Source organism: Streptomyces dioscori, from assembly GCF_003024195.1.
Classification (GTDB): domain Bacteria; phylum Actinomycetota; class Actinomycetes; order Streptomycetales; family Streptomycetaceae; genus Streptomyces; species Streptomyces dioscori.
The window spans coordinates 88,583-107,190 of the sequence record NZ_KZ679054.1 but is presented as its reverse complement, the minus strand read 5'-3'; the positions used below and the strand labels follow the sequence as shown (position 1 = coordinate 107,190).

14 protein-coding genes are annotated in these 18,608 nt (G+C 67.4%); 6 read left to right on the top strand and 8 right to left on the bottom strand.

Features of this window, described 5'->3' with window-relative positions:
- Positions 1 to 311: 311 nt before the first annotated feature.
- The 5 genes from C6Y14_RS34905 (at position 312) to C6Y14_RS44315 (ending at position 4,023) form a co-directional block, all read left to right on the top strand.
- The gene (locus tag C6Y14_RS34905; RefSeq protein WP_107020888.1) at positions 312 to 1,349 is read left to right on the top strand and encodes a hypothetical protein; all 1,038 of its coding nucleotides are present in this window, start codon (positions 312 to 314) and stop codon (positions 1,347 to 1,349) included.
- Between the two features lie 21 nt (positions 1,350 to 1,370).
- A complete protein-coding gene (locus C6Y14_RS34900) occupies positions 1,371 to 2,276 on the top strand; it encodes a hypothetical protein (protein WP_107020887.1) in 906 nt (301 codons plus the stop codon).
- Between the two features lie 10 nt (positions 2,277 to 2,286).
- Complete coding sequence (locus C6Y14_RS34895; protein ID WP_107020886.1) at positions 2,287 to 2,553, top strand: hypothetical protein; 267 nt, start codon at positions 2,287 to 2,289, stop codon at positions 2,551 to 2,553.
- Positions 2,554 to 2,557: 4 nt separating this feature from the next.
- A complete protein-coding gene (locus C6Y14_RS34890) occupies positions 2,558 to 3,007 on the top strand; it encodes an RDD family protein (RefSeq protein ID WP_107020885.1) in 450 nt (149 codons plus the stop codon).
- 71 nt (positions 3,008 to 3,078) lie between these two features.
- A complete protein-coding gene (locus tag C6Y14_RS44315; RefSeq protein ID WP_159074378.1) occupies positions 3,079 to 4,023 on the top strand; it encodes a hypothetical protein in 945 nt (314 codons plus the stop codon).
- Between the two features lie 20 nt (positions 4,024 to 4,043).
- Here the strand turns inward: C6Y14_RS44315 and C6Y14_RS44310 are convergent, their stop codons facing one another.
- The 3 genes from C6Y14_RS44310 to C6Y14_RS34875 are packed head-to-tail and all read right to left on the bottom strand — an operon-like array spanning position 4,044 to position 7,242.
- On the bottom strand, positions 4,044 to 4,736 hold the full coding sequence (locus C6Y14_RS44310; RefSeq protein ID WP_159074377.1) for a hypothetical protein: 693 nt from the start codon (positions 4,734 to 4,736) through the stop codon (positions 4,044 to 4,046).
- A gap of 49 nt (positions 4,737 to 4,785) precedes the next feature.
- Positions 4,786 to 6,912 (bottom strand): hypothetical protein, encoded by a 2,127-nt coding sequence (locus tag C6Y14_RS34880; RefSeq protein WP_225891433.1) that lies wholly within the window; start codon positions 6,910 to 6,912, stop codon positions 4,786 to 4,788.
- Positions 6,913 to 6,927: 15 nt separating this feature from the next.
- Entirely contained in the window at positions 6,928 to 7,242 is a 315-nt protein-coding gene (locus tag C6Y14_RS34875) for a hypothetical protein (RefSeq protein ID WP_199854971.1), read from the bottom strand.
- Positions 7,243 to 7,430: 188 nt separating this feature from the next.
- On the opposite strand from C6Y14_RS34875, the gene C6Y14_RS34870 reads away from it, so the two are divergent.
- Positions 7,431 to 7,697: a WXG100 family type VII secretion target gene (locus C6Y14_RS34870; RefSeq protein ID WP_107020882.1), complete on the top strand. Its 267-nt coding sequence runs from the start codon at positions 7,431 to 7,433 to the stop codon at positions 7,695 to 7,697.
- A 176-nt stretch (positions 7,698 to 7,873) separates the two neighbouring features.
- On the opposite strand, the gene C6Y14_RS34865 is transcribed toward C6Y14_RS34870, so the two are convergent.
- From C6Y14_RS34865 to C6Y14_RS34845, 5 genes are all read right to left on the bottom strand, one after another.
- Positions 7,874 to 12,328 carry an FtsK/SpoIIIE domain-containing protein gene (locus C6Y14_RS34865; RefSeq protein WP_107020881.1) on the bottom strand — a complete coding sequence of 1,485 codons (4,455 nt, stop codon included), beginning with the start codon at positions 12,326 to 12,328 and terminating at the stop codon, positions 7,874 to 7,876.
- 186 nt (positions 12,329 to 12,514) lie between these two features.
- The gene (locus tag C6Y14_RS34860) at positions 12,515 to 12,853 is read right to left on the bottom strand and encodes a hypothetical protein (RefSeq protein ID WP_225891432.1); all 339 of its coding nucleotides are present in this window, start codon (positions 12,851 to 12,853) and stop codon (positions 12,515 to 12,517) included.
- Positions 12,854 to 13,054: 201 nt separating this feature from the next.
- Entirely contained in the window at positions 13,055 to 15,472 is a 2,418-nt protein-coding gene (locus C6Y14_RS34855) for a serine/threonine-protein kinase (protein WP_107020880.1), read from the bottom strand.
- 145 nt (positions 15,473 to 15,617) lie between these two features.
- Positions 15,618 to 17,492 (bottom strand): serine/threonine-protein kinase, encoded by a 1,875-nt coding sequence (locus tag C6Y14_RS34850; RefSeq protein WP_107020879.1) that lies wholly within the window; start codon positions 17,490 to 17,492, stop codon positions 15,618 to 15,620.
- A 172-nt stretch (positions 17,493 to 17,664) separates the two neighbouring features.
- Positions 17,665 to 18,546, bottom strand: a complete 882-nt coding sequence (locus tag C6Y14_RS34845; protein ID WP_107020878.1) for a menaquinone biosynthetic enzyme MqnA/MqnD family protein — start codon at positions 18,544 to 18,546, stop codon at positions 17,665 to 17,667.
- Positions 18,547 to 18,608: the final 62 nt, after the last annotated feature.

The following is an 18,608-nucleotide window of genomic DNA, read 5'->3' as shown; positions in this document are numbered from 1 at the left end:
CCTGCTTCATCCATGTCTGCCCAGCGGTGCAAGGAACTTCGCTGTAGCGAAACCGATCGCCCCACGGATACCGTCATTGCTCTTGACTGCATCTTTGTCTCACGGGGGTTCACAGTGAAGCGCCACTCCTTGCCCGTTGCTGCCACGCCCGCAGCTGCCGCAGCCCCACCACTGACGGCCCGCGGTAGCGAGCACGACAGGTCCGGCGACGATGCAGCGGAAGCCGGCCACCTCGCGCTCTGAAGAGTCATGCCACTGACCCTCGGCAGGGAATTGGCACGCCCTAGAGCGAAGCAGAAAAGGATCACTTAGTGGGCTTCAAGGGAATGGACGATGTCCAGGCGCCGAAACTGGCTGCCGCCGTCGACGTACTGGGAGGAACTCTCTCCATCCAGGGCGGCTTGATCAGCAACATTCTCGCGAAATGGGAAGCGAAGGCGGAAGGCGTCTCCGACTTCCCCAAGAAGGCATCCTGGGCGCAGGACGAGGCCAAGGACATCCGTCGTCGCCTGGGGCTGTCCCTGGACGACCCGGAGGCGGTTCTCACTTTCGCCGGTCTTGCCGGCGCACTGGAGACGTGGAAGGAGTTCAAGGAGGGCACCCTCAAGGACATCAAGACGCCCTTCAAGATTCTCAAGATTCCCACGGCCATCGAAGCGTCCATGCACCTCTACCAGAGGTGGGCCCAGGGGCAGAACGTGGCAGGCGCACGCGCCGTTTGGGAACTCAACAAGTACTTCGGTTCTCCGGCCGCGCGCACCGCGGCAAAGCGCGGCGAACTCCTGCAGGAGCTCCTCAAGGACCAGCGGATCCGTAACTGGTACAAGGAGCCCTGGAAGTGGCAGCAGGCGGTCCGGAACACCGCCATGCGCCTCAAGATCCCCTACGCCGCGAAGCTCTTCTCCAAGGCGCCCGGGACCGGTTTTCTCGCTACGCGTGTCTTTCTTCCGCTGGCCGTGGTGAGCGGCGTCAAGGAGATGTTCCTCCCCACGCACGACGGCGCGCAGGGCTGGGCCGACCGCGGCATGGGCGGCGTCCAGGCCGCGGGTGCCGTGGCCGTACTGGGTGGCGCGGGCATGGCCACAGCCCTGGGCGCGTCCGCGGCCGTGGCCGCCGCGGTCCCCGTCGTAGGCTGGGTCGCCCTTGGCGTGGCCGGGGCCTACTTCCTGGGCAGTTGGGCCTGGGACAAGTGGGGGGACGACATCAAGGACGGCGCCAAGGAGGCCTGGAAGGCCACCAAGGAGTGGGGCAACGACATCAAGGACAAGGGCGCCGAGATCGTCGCCGGTGCCAAGAGTGCCGTCACCAACCTGGTCCCCAACGCCATCCGCAAATACAGCTTCTGGTAAGCGAGCATCGGACTAACAGTCATGAAAAGCCCTGAAATCGACATGGAACTCCAGGAGTTCCGCGGAATCCTGGCCGAGGCGCTCTCCGAAGGGGGAACCCAGCCCCTCCTGAGGCTCACCGACGAAGAGATCGCCATTCTCGATCCCGACTCGCTGACCGAATGCATCGCTCCCACCCCACGGATCACCGAGCTCTCCGGTCAGGAGCGCGACTGGGTCTATGCCACGGCGCTGCGGTCCCTCGTCTCGCGGGAGGCGGTCGAGGTCACCAACATCGACGAACTCGACGCCGTGCTGCGAGCGGCGTTCGCGAGTTCTCAGTCCGGCGATGCGGCTTCCGGTGCCACTGTCCCCGCCGACGGCACGGACCCCGGTTCCGTCCCGTCCGGGGTGGACCTCGACATGCGCATCACCCCCGAGGTGAGTCTCGCCCTGACCTTGCGGCGAACCGCCGCCCGCGCGCTGGCGGTTGAACAGCACACGTCGAGCGGTGTCACACACATGCTGGTCTACATACACGCCGAGGACCTGTACCTCGTGGAGCGTGTGACGGGCGGCGGCCTGCACATGTTCACCCTCGCCAGTTCCGCCAAGGACGCGGCGGACATGGTGCAGCTCTTCATCGACCCGTTCGAGGTCGCCGACAAGGACAGCCGCGTCCAGCAGATCACGCCCGAGCAGATCAGCGACGACAACGTCGGCCGTGCCCTCGGCGAGGCCATCAACAACGCGCTCGTCGTCGGCCAGACGGTCCTCCTCGCCGACGCCCCGGGCCCCCTCCTCACGACGTACGCCACCGACAAGGACCTGTGGACGGTGTACGTCGAGAAGCCGAACGCCCCGACCGGCATCGAGGCGCGTGCCGTCGGCAAGACATCACTACACAGGGCGATCACCAAGCTGATCACCCCGGCCGCCACCAGCTGAGGAAGGAAACATGTCCAGAGAGAGCGACTGCCGAGAGGACGTACGTCTCCTCAAGAAGTACGCGGACGAACTGGAGCGCTCCGTCGACAACGTCCAGCACCTCTGTGGCACCGGCACCTGGACGGGCCCCAAGAGCGAGCGTTTCCGCGGCGAGTGGTCCGGCCACAAGAAGCAGATCACTGACGCCGTGGCCAATGCCCGCGCCGCCATAGACAAGGCGCTCAAGCGCGTGGAGCAGGAAGAGGCGGACAAGAAGAAGACGGGAACCGGAAACTAGCGCCGTGGCCAACCAGCAACGCACCCCCACTCGCGTCCCGGCCCCCACCCCGGTACGCCGGATCACCGCGGCGGTCGTCGACGCGCTCACCGCCCTGATGTGCGGCCTCGCCGCCGGCGCCGCGACCGGCGTGAAGGTGGTCGACGGAGTGGTCGAACTCCGACCGCAGTCCCCCGCGGTGTGGGGTGCGGCGCTCGGCGCGGCCCTGAGCGTCTCCTTCGTGAACCACGTCCTGCTCACGCTGGCGACCCGGGCGAGCCTGGGGAAGCTGGTGGCAGGCCTGCGTGTGGTCCGGGCCTCGGACGGCGGGCACCCCCGCTTCCTCCGCCTCACCGGCCGCTGGCTTTTCGGCTTCTACTGGACAGTCGTGTTCGTACCTATCCATCTGGCAACGGACAGCGACGTCGAACAGCAGGACGCGGTGGGACTACGTATCGTGCGCCGCAAGAGCTGACCGAGGATCGCCAACGCTCTTGGCGTTCACATCACCGAACGGATCGGAACGAGATGCGCCACAGCCGAGCGATGGTCGCGGCACTGTCGATCGCAGCTCTCGCCTCGTGCACGAGCGAGGAGCCGCACGACGAGGGCCAGCCCTCCACAAGCCCTGTATGGATGAAAATCGAGAGTTCGTCCGACTTCGTGAGGGGAGAGCCGGGACCGCTGGCTCTCGCCGTGGACAACAGCGAATCAAAACGAAGCAACGTCGACGTCAGTCTTTCCATCAGCTTGCAGCACGCACCCAAGGGTGACGTCGCCATTGAATACCAGGACCTCGGATCCTCATCGTGGAAGACTCTCCGTCTCTCGTCGAAGGCCGCCGGCAGCAACAAGGATCTCAGCGGCACGTTTCAGACCGCATTGCCTTCAGGCCGCAGTACATTCAACCTGCGCCTGACCCCTGGAATGCGTCCCACTGACAGCGGTCAGTCCATCGGCGTGACCGCCAGGATAAGCAAAGCACGCACGTCAGTGGCCGTCGCCCATGGATCAGCACGATTGACCAATTTTCAGGTCGCGGAGGATTCGGGGGCCGAGTACGTGCAGCGAGGAGGCGGTTGGTCCGAGTACGACTTCTCGGTGAAGAATCGCTCCGCGGTGGACTACCCGAAGATCCAGATCCTGGCCTTCCTGTGCGAAGACGTCGAAGGCGACTGCAGAGCTGCCGAATCCACTTCCGCCCTGTCTGTCCAGTGGAAGACAGCGAACGGCTGGAAGGAATTGAAGATTCCCTCCCCCGGCCCCACTCCGACCTCCGACGCCGTCCAGAGTCTGGAGGATGACGCGGCGCTCGTCTCCGACATCGGCCTGTCACGTGATGAAAGCAAGCCGCTACATTTCCGAATCAAGGAAACAGGAGATCTTCGCGCGGGCTCGTGGCAGGGGCAGATTCAGCTCACGGCACGACTCAAGGGAGCAAAATCCACCACCGCATTCAGCTCTAAAGGTATCGCATTTCACATCAAATGACGCGCCTCGGGGACGGCCCGTCATTCCGCTACTTTCCGCAGCTTCTGAAACTGCTTTTCAGATATTCGCTTCGGCACGGTGACGAATTCGTTTGCGTACCGGGTGGCAGCAGAGATTCTGACCAGGGTCGCCCCCTCCCGCATTACGACATATCGGATCTTCATTCCCGCCTGATACTCGAACAAGATATTGATTTGACTGCCGGACGACGTCTTGTCGGAGGTGACTCGCCGAACCTTGTTCGTCTGACCCGAATACGTGAGATTGAATCCCGAAGAACAAGCCGTGACAGCGCTCTTGAGGTCCTTCAATGCGTCCTGAGCCGCCGCCTCCGACTCAGCACTTGTCAAAATGAGCTGATAGTCGGCATCCGGCTTCTCACTCTTGGTGATTCTCTGACGTGCCGAGCGTTTGTCATACGCTGACATCTCGGGAGCAATAGCGAACGCGACAATGGGCTGACAAGCCTTCTTGTCCGCTCGTGCCGACTTATCCGTCTCGGCACGTGATTCGTCGAAGAAATTGTATCCCGGTACATCTCCCTGACTCAGCACCGCGCGGGAGATCTGTGACTTACTCAACGGTTCTGCTCCTGCTTCATCCCCGCACGCCGCGGCCCCGAACAGCACAACGGCAAGGCAAGTCATCACGACAGATTTCCGGCCGACGACCGGCGCCATATCCTCGGACTTCCCTGCCTTTTTCTCGAACACACTGCCTCCTGTTTTCGCCTCTGCACCGAGAAATACATTCTGTACAGCACTAGTCGTTCTGGCCGGGCCAGTCCCAGGCGTTACGGCCGTCGGAAAATGGCGTGTACACCTTCTGGACCACGGCAGGGTCGCGCAGCCATTCGCCATAGGCCGTGCGTTGCCTGGGTGACATCTTTTCCGGATCCATCACGACTCCATCCTTCGTCAGGAAGTTTCGCGACGAGTCTCCCTTGATATATTGTTTCGGGTTTCCGGTGTACGTCTCATGACTTCCGTCCACCTTCCATACCTCGACTTCCGGGATGTACCTCGCGTCGAAACCACCGTTCTTCTCGCGTAGGAGGTCGTTCGCCTGATCCTGGTAAGAGGTCTGCCAACTCGTGTCGATGGTCGCCTTTTTCACGCCTTCGATCTGGTGCCGAAGAGCAGCCGGTGCGTTCGATGCATCGACATGGACTCCATCCTTTATCCAAACCGTAAGGACGTCTGACACCATCCCATAAGCAGCGCCGATAGCAGCGCCTTTGGCGCCCGCCATACCCGCTCCGCCGGTAGCACCCATTGCCACACCCGTCACTTGGTCAATCAGGCCGTCGCGGAACGCGTTGGTGTCCTCAACCCACTTGTCGCGCTCTGCGCCCAGTTGATCGGCAACGGTGCGCATGTTCTCGTAGTAGAAGCGTTGCATCATCCCCTTCTGCGCCGAGATATAGCGCACAGAGTCACCCGTACGATGCGGGTTGATGTCGTTCTCCTGCGCGATCATCTTCTCGTTGTACCCCTGGAAAAGTGCTCCGATGATTCCAGCACCCCGGGGGTCGCGACCGGCTTCCACCGTCAGCGCTCCCCACATGTCCTGGGAAAACTCAAGACCTGCACGCTTCTTATCCTGCCCGGCAAAATAGGACTTGTCGCTCCACTCCTTTCCGCCACTCCACAAATTATTGCTCACAGGCGACGTCACACTGTGCTCGACGTCTTTCCAGTAAGAGGTCAGGATGCTGGTGTAAACGGCGGACGTACCGTCGATCGGATGTACGTTCTTCAAATCGCCCTTGCTGTGCTGATAATTCTCATAGATCAGCCGTGCGGCGTTCTTCTCCGCCAGCGCCGGGTTGTCCTTCCGCAGCGTCACGCTTCCTGCCTGCAGAATATTGAGGAAAGCTACTCCACGCTCTGCTGGTTCATCGACCTTCCAGGGGCCCGTGGAGTACAGCATCGACTGGACGCCGTCCGGATTGTGATCCATCCACTCACCGGAAGCTTCAGAGTTCCGTGAGATGGCGTCGAACAGCTGCTCGTAGCCGTCCTTGCTCCATTCCCCCTCACCAATTCCACTGTTTCCGAGGAACTGGTTCTCGTTGGTCTTGGCATCCTTGCTGAACACACGGTCACCGAACGCCACAAGGAAGTCCTTGTCATGTGACCCACCACGGAGCAGCGGAGTCAGGCGGTCCGGCCGGAACCCAAAGTGCTCGTCAACCGCAGAATCGTCGAACCATTTATTCCACGCCCGCTGCTTCTCCTTGGGCGTCTTGCCCTCAAAAGCCACCTTCGTATACGTACCGAAGGTGTCGGCAATCACTTTACGGTCCTTCTCCCGCTGCTCGGCGTCATCCTTGTAGAAATCACTGTTGCGGTCCCCCATTTCCTGGGACATCCACAGCAGGTTCCGCGAACCGAGCACGTCGTAGAAGGACTTCACATAGTCGGCGTCCGATTCGTTCGCACGTAGGTCTGCGAACATTTCTGGAGTAATTTCCTCCCCGTTCTCAAGCTTTTCTTTGAAATCATCCCCCAGCTTCTTCCCATTCGCCTGGGACTGCTTGGTCTGACCGACCATGCTCTCCTTGATCCGCACCATTCCCTTGTAGCCGTGGCCGTACTTCTCATCCTCGGCGATGGAGAGGTGGTGGCGGCGTCTGAGCATGGGGAGTTGGTTCTCGGACCAGCCGGCGATGGCGAGCAGCTCGGTCAGCGGGTCAGTTTCGACGCCGTATCGCTCGAAACTCGACTTGATCCACGTCGCGCTGGACTTCAGCTTCTCCTGGTCCTTCTGGAGAGACTGGATCGTCTTGGCCAGCTGTTCCGGGTCGATGCCGGAGAAACCGTCCTCATCGCCTGCCATAAAAATGTCCCCCGTACCGTGCGGTTGCTTCAGCTTGTTCAGTGTCAACGCCGCTCCGCGTCGTCAACGCAGATCCATCCGCATCATCTTCGCCTCGGACGGCGACACCTTCTCGGGCAGGGAGTCGATCCTCCGTTGCACCGCCGGGATGAGCTTGTCGATCTCCCTGATCATGCGGCCGCGGTTACCTTCGATTTCGTCGTGCCACTTGTTGGCCGTCTTGCCGACCCAGGATTTCTTTTTGTCCCCAACATCCTGAGATGCCGTCTTAAGGCATTTTTTGAGCTCTTTGACCTCCTCCACGAGATTACTCTTCAGCGTCTCCAGCTGAGTTCGATAAGGGTTATCGACCTTCGGCTGCTCGTTCGTATCGCCCACGTGCGCCTCCAGTGCGGCATCAAGTTGCAGTTCGGAAATATTTGTCGTCTACAGGGAACCAACAATAAGGAGCTTCCAGTACCGCAAGCAAGGAGCCTCGGGCCGATGACGTGGCTACACCCATTGCGATAGCATCGGGTCCGGCGGACCGAAGGTTCGTCTGGCTATCGATACACGGGGAGGCAGTCATGACGCTAAAGGGCGCAGATACCACACGACTCCGGAGTCTTTCCACCACCTTCAAGACTCAGCACGGGAACCTCGACGACCTGATTCGTGCCATCTCCACGGGCACGAGTCACAGTGAGGAGTTCTGGAAGGGTGGCCGAGCCAACCGATTCCGGGAGGAATGGGACAAGCTCAAGCCGCAGCTGCAGAACTTCGTCACGTCTCTTGAGAATGCCCGCAAGGAGACCAGCGACGCCGCCCAGGCGAACGACACCATCAACGACTAGTTGCTCAACGGTCGTTGATGAGGGGGAAGTCGACCCCACATCGAGCAATCGAGCACACGCATTCGGGCCGGACAACCTGTAGGTTGTCCGGCCCGAATGCGTTGGCCCCCCTCAGCCGTCAGCCCTCAGCCGGGCGACAGCCGTCCACCGTCGGCCCGGTCTCCGCCGAAGAAGCCCTAGCCCGGCAGCACCGCCTGCGCCGGCATGGCCTCCCCGCTCCGGACGAACAGTCCGCGGCCGGTCGGGCCGCCGCCGCTGTTCGACGACACGCGGATGTTGAACATCTCGCCGTCCGCCGTGCCCTGTGGAGAGAGCAGCAGGCCGTTGCGTGAGCGCCGTGCCTGCACCACGGAACCCCGGTACTGGGAGGACAGCGTGTCGACCGCGCCCGCCATGATCAGACCGAGGCCGCCGTCCATACCGCGGCGCAGTTCCTCCTCAAGGGCTTCGTCGAGCGGTGTGTCGTAGATCAGCTCGGCGTCGTCCACCAGGATGACGTACGGCCCCCGCGCGCTGCCCGTCAGCGCCTGGAGGTCGTCCGCCGACCCCTCGCTGTCGAGCGTCCCGAGGACACCGGGCTCGGAGGCGAGGTCCCGCAGGGGGGAACGCCTCGGCGTGATCAGGACGACCTCGGTGCCACGGCTCAGCAAGGACATCGCCGCCACCACCAGGGTGCTTGAGCGCCCCGACTTCGGCGGCCCCGAGATGACGAAGCCGGGGCCCGCCTCCTCCAAGTCCATGCCGAGCGGCGACAGTTCGTCCCCGCCGGCCGCGAAGAGGGCCCACAGGTCCGACGGCGGAACGAAGTCGGGCTGCAGCGCCATGGCTTCGGAGGCCTTGAGCCGCGCCGGCAGTACGTCGACCCGGATGGGCCGCTGGTGCTGGGCCGGGCGGGGCCAGGTCTGCGCCGCCACCCGTGCGATCTCCTGCAGTGCCGCCACCTGCGCCTGTCCGCTCGGGTTCTCCGCGAGCAGCGCGATCTGGCTCTCCTGCACCCCGTCGTCGGTCCCCTTGAGGGCCCTGCCGGACGGCACCTCCTTGGGTACGTCCTTCGGGGTGATGCCCGCGAACGAATAGTCCTGGGGGTCGGCGAGCCTCAGCACGAGCCGTTCGGCGAAGGAGCTGGAGATCTCTCCCATCAGGCCGCTTCGGTCGGTGGCCAGGACCACCTTGACGCCGACGGCGGCACCTTCGCGGAACAGCCGCTTCGCCGCCTCGACGAGACGTCCGTAGTCGTAGTTCTCGAACGCCAGGCGGAAGGCGTCCCACCCGTCGATCAGAACGACCATCCACGGCAGGCGGTCCTCGGGCTCGGCGGCCGCACGCTGCTCGGCCGCGCTCGACTGGCCCTTCTCCGCGAGGAACATCTGCCGTCGCGTGACCTCGTCGAGAAGCCGCCCCAGCAGCCGGTCGACACGGGCCGTCTGGTCACGGGTGACGACCGCACCGCAGTGCGGGAGGCTGGTCAGCGGGAGCAGCGCGTTGGCTCCGCAGTCGATTCCGTAGAGGTGGACGTCGCTCGGTGCGCAGTTCTGTGCGAGCGCCCCCGCGACGGTCCGCAGGGCGGTCGACCGCCCGGAGCGCGGACCGCCCGCGATCATCAGGTGCTCCCCGTCGGCCAGGTCGAGCGCGAGGGCCGCGCGCGCCTGCTGGGCCGGCAGGTCGGTGAGTCCGAAGGCCACCGGGCGGACGGTGTCGGCGCCGGGCCCGGCCTCGGGCAGAGCGGGCAGCTCGGAGTTGAGTACCTGTGAGGGGATCGGCGGCAGCCACGGGCTGCGGGGTTGCGCGCAGCCGAGTTGCTGCGCGCCCGCGCTGATGGCCTCCACCAGCACGGCCAGGTCCGTGACCATGGTGCCGTCGTCGCCGTCCGCCTGTGCGGCTCGCGGCGGCGGATGCCCGTAGGCCACCCAGTCCAGGAAGTTCAGCGTGACCTGGGGTGCCGTGTCGTGGCCGGGCCGCCGTCCACCGATGCGCGCGGACTGCACACCGATGAGTGACTGGGCTCCGGACCGTACGTAGCAGCGGCCCGGTGTGGCCTTCGAGATGTTGCCCGAGTCGGGGGCGTCGATGACGTCGCGCGACTCCTCGCCGTTGGTGACGCGCAGCGCGATACGGAGGTTGGTGTTGGCCCGGATGTCCTGGCTGACCACACCCGCCGGGCGCTGGGTGGCGAGCAGGAGGTGCACGCCGAGCGACCGGCCCCGCCGCGCGATGTCCACCAGGCCGGCGATGAAGTCGGGCAGCTCCGCGACCAGCGAGGCGAACTCGTCGATGACCAGCATGAGCCGTGGCATGGGCTCAAGGTCGGGGCGCAGCCTGCGGGCGTCGTTGTAGTCCTCGATGTCCTTGGTCTCGGCATGGAAGAGGATCTCCTCACGGCGGCGGAGCTCCGCGGCGAGCGAGGCGAGTGCGCGCTCGGTCAGATGGGCGTCGAGGTCGCTCACCATGCCGACGGTGTGCGGCAGCCGTGCGCAGTCCTGGAAGGCGCTGCCGCCCTTGTAGTCGATGAGTACGAAGTTGAGGGCGTCCGGGGTGTTGCCCACGGCCAGCGAGGCGATGATGGTCTGCAGCAGCTCCGACTTACCGGCGCCGGTCGTACCGGCGATCAGTGCGTGCGGGCCGTCCCGGCGGATGTCCAGAACGAAGGGGCCGTCGGCGGCCAGTCCGATCGGTGCCGCCGTGGTCGCCCCGCCGCGCTGCCAGATCCTGGCGATGTCGGCGCCCGTGGGGTTGGGCATCTCCAGCAGATCGAGCAGCCGGGCGGCCGTGGGCAGTGCGCTGTCGGCGTCGTCACGGCTCACGTCCACGACGGGTGCGAGCGCGCGGGCCATGCGTTCGCACCAGGCGATGGAGACCTGGTCCGCCAGTACGTCGCCGGCGGCCTCGTATCCGTACCCGCGGAGGTGGACCCGGGTGGCCGACTCCAGGGTCCAGCAGATCGCGGTGCGGCACTCCTCCGGCAGCAGTCGTTCGTCCTCGTCCACGCAGAGCGCGAAGATCCCGTGCGCCGGGCCTTCCTGGAGCAGTTGGGGAACACCGGGGACCCTGCGGAGCAACCGGGCGCCGTCGAGAACGAGCAGCACCTGCGTGTCGGGACGCAGGGCGTTCAGGCCGCCGTTCTCCTTGGCCACCGCCTGCCGTCTGGTGAGTTCCGCGAGGAGTTCGGTGACCCTGCGCGAGATGGACTCCGCGTCGGTGCCCATCAGGGCGACGCAGTTCTGGCCCTGCTGAGGGCTGGTGTGGGGCAGCCACTGTGCCCAGCTCCAGTTCTGCGCCGCGTCCGCCGCCGAGGAGAGCACCACCATGGACAGGTCGCGGGGGCTGTGCAGCACGGCCGCCTGCGCGGTCATCCAGCGGGCGCCGGCCACCGCACGCGCCCTGTCGCCGGCGATGCCGACCACACCGAGCTCCGCGAACGGCAGTGTCAGCGGCACGTTGGTGACCACCGGAGGCTCCGGATCCTCCGCGTCCGAGCTGGCGTTGCGGGCGTTGGCGACGTCGATCTCCGCACGGAGATCGCTGAAGCCGACCCGCAGATGCATCGCGTCCGGGTCGGTGATCCGCCGTTCCCACAGGCGCCGCCGCGGACCGGTGGCGAACAGCAGGAGCTGGCCCGGGTCCGGGTAGGCCTCGCGCCTGCGGCGCTGGTCCAGTTCGCTCAGCCGCTCGACCTCGGCCTCGTGATCGGCCTTGGCCTGCCGGTACTCCTTCATGGCGGCCCGGTACTTCTTCTTGCCGTGCCGCCTGTCGCTGACCCACTGACCGAAGATCATGAGGGGTGACAGCAGGCAGAACAGCAACATGTAGATCATCTTGGTGACGAAGTACATGCCCACCCCGAAGAAGAGGGGGAGGATCGCCGAGATGAGCTGGAACCGCTGTGCCTCGTCCTTCTTCGGCGGTGCGGGAACGACGAGCCGCGGGTTGGCTCTGGGCGAGGTCAGACGCGGTGGGCGGTTGTAGGCGAGACCGCCCGCTCCCGCGGGTGACAGGTGGGCGTCGGGCTCGCCGACCTCGGAGAGGCTGAACAGCGACTCGCCGGACTTCAGCAGGACACCGGGCTGCCACTCCTGCGGGGCGGACACCGGCTCGTCGTCGAGAACCAGTTCAACGCCGTCGTAGGGAGCGATCTCCACGCGCCCCTTGACGTCGACGGTCACCCGGGCCGCCAACTGCGCCAGGTAGGGGTCCTCGACGGAGAGCGTGGCGGTGGGCGCCGAGCCGATCGTGCTGACCCCGGCGGAGAGGCGGGCCACCCGGCCGGCCCCGGCACCTCCGCTGACAGTGACCTCGTACCTGCCGACGGGTTCGCCGTTGACCATGAAGGGGCCGACGGACGGGTCGGTGGTGAGGCGCACGCCGTCCCGCAGCGTGCTGCCGATCTTCGCCTCGGGTGCGCAGAGCCTGCCGTCCACCCACAGCCCGGCCTCGGCGGCGGGCCGCTGCCACGAGGGGGCCTGACCAGGGAGAGGTGTCACCACCCCTTGAGCCGCGAACGACGCGGGGCCGCCCCGCGCACGGAGCCGTTCCACCGCCGCGGCGACTTCGGCCGCGGTCGTACCGTCGTCGACGTTGATGACCGCGTCCTGCGGTGCGACTCCTTCCCGGATTACGGTTGCCCGCACTCGCATCGGAACGTGTCCCCTCCCCTTGGGATCCTGCAGGTCATGATCTGAAAATACGCAGTCCAGAGCCTAGCTGGCACTGGTCAACTGTTCGGGTGCATCGCCTGTGCACATTCCGGGGAGGCCTAGGCCCTGTCGTCCAATTCTCGCCTGCCGGGCTCCGGGCGGACGCCGGGAATTTGACGACAGGGCCTAGCCGGTCTGGCCGTTCTCCTCCACCGCCACCGTCGGAGCGAACGTGCGCAGGGCCTCGGCCAGGCGCTCGCGGTCGAGGGTCCACAGGTTGATGTGCCTGCTCGCGAGGAAGACCTCGTGATCGACATGGCCCGCCAGCCGGCCGGTCCGCTCCCGCGTCAGCGCGGAGTTGGGACCGGGCAGAGCAGGTGCGCCCGCCCGGCGGCGAAGGCCCACGTAGCGCATCGGTGTCGGCGCGGAGGTCTCCTGCTGCCACAGCACCACCGCTTCGACATCGCCCCAGGGAACGAAGGCGGTCTGACTCGCGTACCGGGCGGGCGCACCCCCCAGGGTCACTCCTCTTTCATCGACGCGGAACGCGACAAGCCGCTTCGTCCACGCGCCGCTGAGAAGCTGAAAAGGCGTCCAGGTGAACTGGACTTCGTACGCTGACGTCGAATCTGCAGACATGCTCATCGCAATCGCTCGGGTTCGCCGGTCCTCCGGGGCCGCCTGTCCTCCAGCGCTGCCCAGAGGGAACGAACTGTCTGGTGTCCCTCATACCGCAGGCAGCGCATAGACCTCATACCCATGCATCGCCAGCAGCCGGTTCCCGGAGATCGTGATCTGCCACGGTTCTCCCGGGTCCTTGTTGTCGTTGTAGACCCATCGCGCCCGGCCGGTCCTGGCGTCCAGGGCGAAGACTCCGCCGCCGTCCATGGCCGAGGCTCCGTACAGGGTGCCGCCCGCCCGGAGGAACTGGGCGGGCGCCTGGTCTGCGCCCGGGTCCTCGCAGAGCCAGAGTTTCCTGCCGGTCTTGACGTCGACCGCCCATACGCCGCCGTCGTGGTCGGCGGTGTAGAGGACACCGTCGACGACCGTGGGGTTGTCGAAGCCGCGTCGGCCGTTCGGGGAGAGGGTCCAGCGGGACTTGCCCGTCTCGACGTCGATCGCCGTCAGGGTGGTGCCGGGGAGGAGGACGAGGCCTGGGCCCGGGGCGACCGTGGGGCGCCAGGTCCAGTCGTCCCCGATCTTCTTCGTCCACAGTTGGGTGCCGGTGGCCGTGTCACGGACGGTGAGGTTGCGGTTGGAGTCCGCGTAGACGAGGTGCTTGCCGGAGACCGTGCCCTCGACGTCGTAGTCGTCGGTGCCCCAGTCGCGCTTCTGCAGCCACACCTTCTTGCCCGTGCTGTGGCTGATGGCCGCGACGCCCGTACGGAAGTCCGTGGCGCTGCGGGAGTCCGCGTAGTCGGTCACCGTGACGTAGACGTTCTTCGCGTCGATCGCGATCGTCTTCTCGACCTTGAGGTCCTCGCCGAGACGGCTGCGCCAGGCTTCCTCGCCCGTCGTCGCGTCGAGCGCCTTGAGTACGCCGCTCGTGTCCGAGTCCGCCATGTACAGCTTGCCGTCGGCGAGCAGCAGCGGGGCGCCGAACGGCAGCACGTCCTTGCGGGACCAGCGCTGCTTGCCCGACTTCACGTCGTACGCCACCAGCGGGTCGCCGCTGATGAACAGCAGCCCGCCATGGGTGAGCAACTGCTCGGTCGTGGCGATGCTGTCCTCGGCGACGGACTTGTGCCACAGGGGCTGCGGGGCCGTACCCGCGGGCGGTGTCGTGAAGTTCTCCTTCTCCGCCCCCGCCCCCGCCTGGGCCGTTCCTCCTCCGGCCGCCGCCGACGCCCCGTCCTTCTCGGCGTCGCCGTCCTTCCCGCTCAGCCACCACGCCGTACCGCCGCCTGCCGCGACCACCCCGACGACACCCGCGGCGAGGCCGAGGAACCGTCGGCGGGACGCGGCCGGAGCGGCGGCCGTGCCCGGTCCGGTGTCCGGCGACCCCAGGTGCACGGTGCCGAGGGGGGCCTCACCGGTCCCGTACGGCGGCGTACCAGGGGCACCCGAGGTACCCGAGGTAACGGGCGCGCCCTGTCCGTACCCCGGTGCCGCGACCGGCATCGCCGGCGGCGGTCCGAACCCGGAAGCCGACGGCGCCTGCACCGGACCAGCCGAACCAGCCGGACTCACCAAACCCAACGGTCCCGCCGAACCCGCCGAACCCACCTGTACCGCCGGTTCCGGCATCTCCAGGTCCAGGTCCAGGATTCCGGCCGCATGCGTCGCGATCGTCGAGGCGACCGCCGACGGCAGCCAGTCGGTCAGCAGCCCCTCGACTCCGCCGGGCGCCAGAGCGGCAACGATCTCGGCGGGTGCCGGACGCTGCGCCGGATCCTTCAGCAGGCAGGCGCGGATCAGGCCGACGAGGGACTGCGGTACGCCGGTGACATCCGGTTCGCCGTGGACGACCTGGTAGAGCAGCGCGGCGTGCGAGGCGGCGCCTTCACCGAAGGGGCTGCGGCCCGTCGCGGCGAAGGCGAGAACGACGCCGAGCGAGAAGACGTCACCGGCGGTACCGACGTCCCGCCCCATGGCCTGCTCGGGCGACATGAAGCCGGGCGAGCCGACCACGACTCCCGTCTGCGTCATGCGGTTGCCGTCCACCGCCCGCGCGATGCCGAAGTCGATGACACGCGGGCCGTCCGCCGCCAGCAGGACGTTGGAGGGCTTGAGGTCGCGGTGGATCAGGCCCGCGGCGTGGATCTCCTGGAGGGCCGCGGCGAGTCCCGCACCCAGCGCACGGACCGTCCGCTCGGGGAGCGCGCCGTGCGCCTCCACGACGTCCGTCAGATCGGGGCCGAGGACGTACGCGGTCGCAAGCCAGGGCAGTGCGGCGTCCGGGGCCGCGTCCACGACCGGGGCCGTGTAGCGGCCGGAGACCGCGCGGGCCGTCTCGACCTCGTGCTGGAAGCGGCTGCGGAAGTCGGGATCGGCGGCCAGCTCCGGTCGTACGACCTTGACGGCGACCGTGCGGCCACCCGGTGAGCGTGCGAGGTAGACCCGCCCCATGCCGCCCGCGCCGAGTCTCCCCAGCAACCGGTAGCTGCCCAACTCCCGTGGGTCGTCGGGCTGCAGTGTCTCCATGGTCGAGCCTTCCCCGTTGACGTTCGCTATCGCAGACACAGTAGTGATCGACGGGGTGGGCGGAGAGGCGGGGAGGCGGGGAGGCAGGGAGGCGGGGACGGGCGGCCGATCGGCCCCGCCTCTCCCGCGCGCCGCGCGCCCCGCGCTACCCCGCCTTCGACATCCGGGCCACCGGATCCCCCGCCTCCGCGTTGTCCGTCTCGTAGCGCAGGTCGTCGCCGACCGGGATCAGGCGGACCTCGTGGCGGCCCGTCGTGCACTCGGACGTGGTGGACGGCTTGGCCACGCTCGTGGCGATCAGCTGTCCGGCCGTCACCTTCTTGAGGTAGAGGTCGGTGTCGCAGGTGCCGCCGATGAGGTCGGTCTGGCGGAACGTGCCGAGCCGCTCGCCCTTCTCGGCCTGGCCGACCGTCACCCGGAACGTGCCCATGGGGAGTTTGCCGTCGAGGGCGAAGCCGTCGCCCTCCCAGGTGCCGAGGTACGACGCGGGTACCGCGCTGTCCGCGCCGCCGGTGGGGCCGCTGCTGGGGGTGCCGCTGCTCCCGGAGGAAGGGCCGGCGCTGGCCGCGGGCGGTGTCCCGGCGGGCCCCGCGTCGCTGCTGCCGTCGGAGCCGTTTCCGGTCCCCGGCAGCAGGTCGAACACGAACACCGAGCCGAACGTCACCGCCGCCAGTGCCCCGGCCACCGCGAGCGCGACCGTGCAGCTCAGCTTGCGTCCCCGGCCGCCCGCGCCCGGCACGGAGGTCGCGGCCACACTGACGGACACCTTGCCGGCGGCGGGGGTGACCTGCTCGTCGGCGTCCCGCGGTTCCGGTACGTACGTGGGGGCGCCCGGGTACGGCGTGTGCGGCCCGTTGTGGGCACCGGGAGCGTAGGGCGAGTACGGGGAGGGGGAGAGAGAGGAAGAGGGGGAGGAGGGGGAGGAGGGGGAGTAGGACGCGTACGAGGGGTCGGGCGGGCCGAAGACCCCGGGCGCCTCTCCCTCCCCCGCCGCGTTCGCCTCCGAAGCACTCTTCACTGACGGGCCGTCCACCGGGGAACTGCCCACTGACGCTGCCGGGCTGTCCACCGAAGGCCTGCTGAAGTCCACCACCCCCGACGGTGCCGCCTCCGCCGTCCCGTCCGCGACCTCCAGGTTCAGCAGGCGTACGGCGCTGCGGCTGACCTGTTCCACCAGGGGGCCCGGCAGCCAGCCCGCCGCCACCAGCCGGGCCGCGCCCTCCGGGGCCAAGGCGGTCGCGAGGGCCGCCGGGGAGGGACGGGCCGACGGGTCCTTGGCGAGGCAGCCGGCCACCACCTCCCGCAACCCGCCGGAGAGCGCACCCAGTTCGGGCTCCTCGTGGACCACCTTGTAGAGCAGGGCGGCCGAGGAGTCGCCGGGGAACGGGGACGAGCCCGTCGCCGCGTACGCCAGTACCGCGCCGAGCGAGAAGACGTCGGCCGCGCCGGTGACGCCCTTGCCGAGGATCTGCTCGGGTGACATGTAGCCGGGCGAGCCGATGGAGACGCCCGTCGCGGTGAGGGACGCCGTGCCGTCGGTCGCGCGGGCGATGCCGAAGTCGATGAGCAGGGGTCCGTCGAGGGTCAGCAGCACGTTCGACGGTTTGACGTCGCGGTGGACCAGGCCCAGGCCGTGCACGGCGGTCAGCGCCTCGGCGAGGCCGGCGCCGAGGACGCGTACGGAGTGTTCCGCGAGGGTGCCGGAGTCGGTGACCGCGGCGGTCAGTGTGGGGCCCGCGGCGTAGCCGATGGCCACCCACGGGACCGGGGCGTCCGGGTCGGCGTCGAGAACCGGGGCCGTGTACGCGCCGCCCACCCGCCGGGCCGCCTCCACCTCGCGGCGGAACCGGGCGCGGAACTCCTCGTCGAGCGCGAAGTGCGGGTGCACGATCTTCACCGCGACGGTACGGCCGCCCGCGCTGCGGCCCAGATAGACGCGGCCCATGCCGCCGGAGCCGAGCCGGCCGAGCAGCCGGTAGGGCCCCACCACCGTGGGTTCATCGACTTCGAGCGGCCGCATGCGCCCGCACCTCCCCCGTCCCCCGTAGACCCGTGTGCGGATGTCTGTCGGCCCCCGGGTGTCGTCCCCCCGGAGGTCCTTCGGGTGTCGTCACCCGGACGACCCGCACGACCCGCACGCACTCCTGCAGGGTAGTGCCGCGCGCCCCGCGCACTCAGGGTCCGGGCGCGGCTCACGGCTCCAGCAGGTCGACCTTCACGTCCGCCGGGAAACCGGTGGTGGGCCCGACCCGGCGCGCGAACTCCGTGACCGCCTCCAGCTGCGGAGCGCCGAAGCGGAAGTCGAGCGTCGTGAAGTAGCGCTCCAAGACCTTCTCGTCGAAGGCCTCCCAGCGGGCCGCCTGCTCGGCGACCTTGCCGACCTCCTCCAGGGACAGGTCGCGGGAGGCGAGGAAGGCCTCGTGCACCTTGCGGGTGAGGACCGGCTCGCGTTCCAGGTAGTCGCGGCGGGCGGCCCAGACCGCGAAGACGAAGGGCAGGCCCGTCCACTCCTTCCAGAGGGCGCCGAGGTCGTGCACCTGGAGGCCGTAGCGCGGGCCGTCCAGCAGATTGGCGCGCAGGGCGGCGTCGCCGATCAGCACCGCCGCGTCGGCCTCCTGCATCATCAGGCTGAGGTCGGGCGGGCAGGTGTAGTAGGACGGCTCGACGCCGTACCGCTCCGACAGGAGGAGCTGCGCGAGGCGTACGGACGTGCGCGAGGTCGAACCGAGAGCGACCCGGGCGCCGTCCAGCTGGTCCAGCGGGACCTGGGAGACGATCACGCAGGACATCACGGGGCCGTCGCAGCCGACCGCGATGTCGGGGAAGGCGACCAGCTCGTCGGCGTGCTTGAGGAACTCGACGAGAGTGATGGGCCCGATGTCGAGATCGCCCCGTACGAGCTTCTCGCTGAGCTTCTCCGGGGTGTCCTTGGTGAGCTCGAAGTCGAGCAGCGTGCCCGTTCTCGCGAGCCCCCAGTACAGGGGCAGGCAGTTCAGGAACTGGATGTGGCCGACGCGCGGCCGTGAGCGGCGGGCGTCGGGACGCCCCTCGGGAGACTCAGGAGAATTGTCCACATCGCGAGGCTAACCCCCATGCGGTACGGTGCAGGATCCAGGGTGCCCGAGTGGAGTACGAA

Bases quoted from the DNA above. Each gene is read 5' to 3' on its own strand.
- C6Y14_RS34900 (WP_107020887.1), top strand. From the start codon at position 1,371: ATGAAAAGCCCTGAAATCGACATGGAACTCCAGGAGTTCCGCGGAATC.
- C6Y14_RS34895 (WP_107020886.1), top strand. From the start codon at position 2,287: ATGTCCAGAGAGAGCGACTGCCGAGAGGACGTACGTCTCCTCAAGAAG.
- C6Y14_RS44315 (WP_159074378.1), top strand. From the start codon at position 3,079: ATGGTCGCGGCACTGTCGATCGCAGCTCTCGCCTCGTGCACGAGCGAG.
- C6Y14_RS34870 (WP_107020882.1), top strand. From the start codon at position 7,431: ATGACGCTAAAGGGCGCAGATACCACACGACTCCGGAGTCTTTCCACC.
- C6Y14_RS34865 (WP_107020881.1), bottom strand. From the start codon at position 12,328: ATGCGAGTGCGGGCAACCGTAATCCGGGAAGGAGTCGCACCGCAGGAC.
- C6Y14_RS34855 (WP_107020880.1), bottom strand. From the start codon at position 15,472: ATGGAGACACTGCAGCCCGACGACCCACGGGAGTTGGGCAGCTACCGG.
- C6Y14_RS34850 (WP_107020879.1), bottom strand. From the start codon at position 17,492: ATGCGGCCGCTCGAAGTCGATGAACCCACGGTGGTGGGGCCCTACCGG.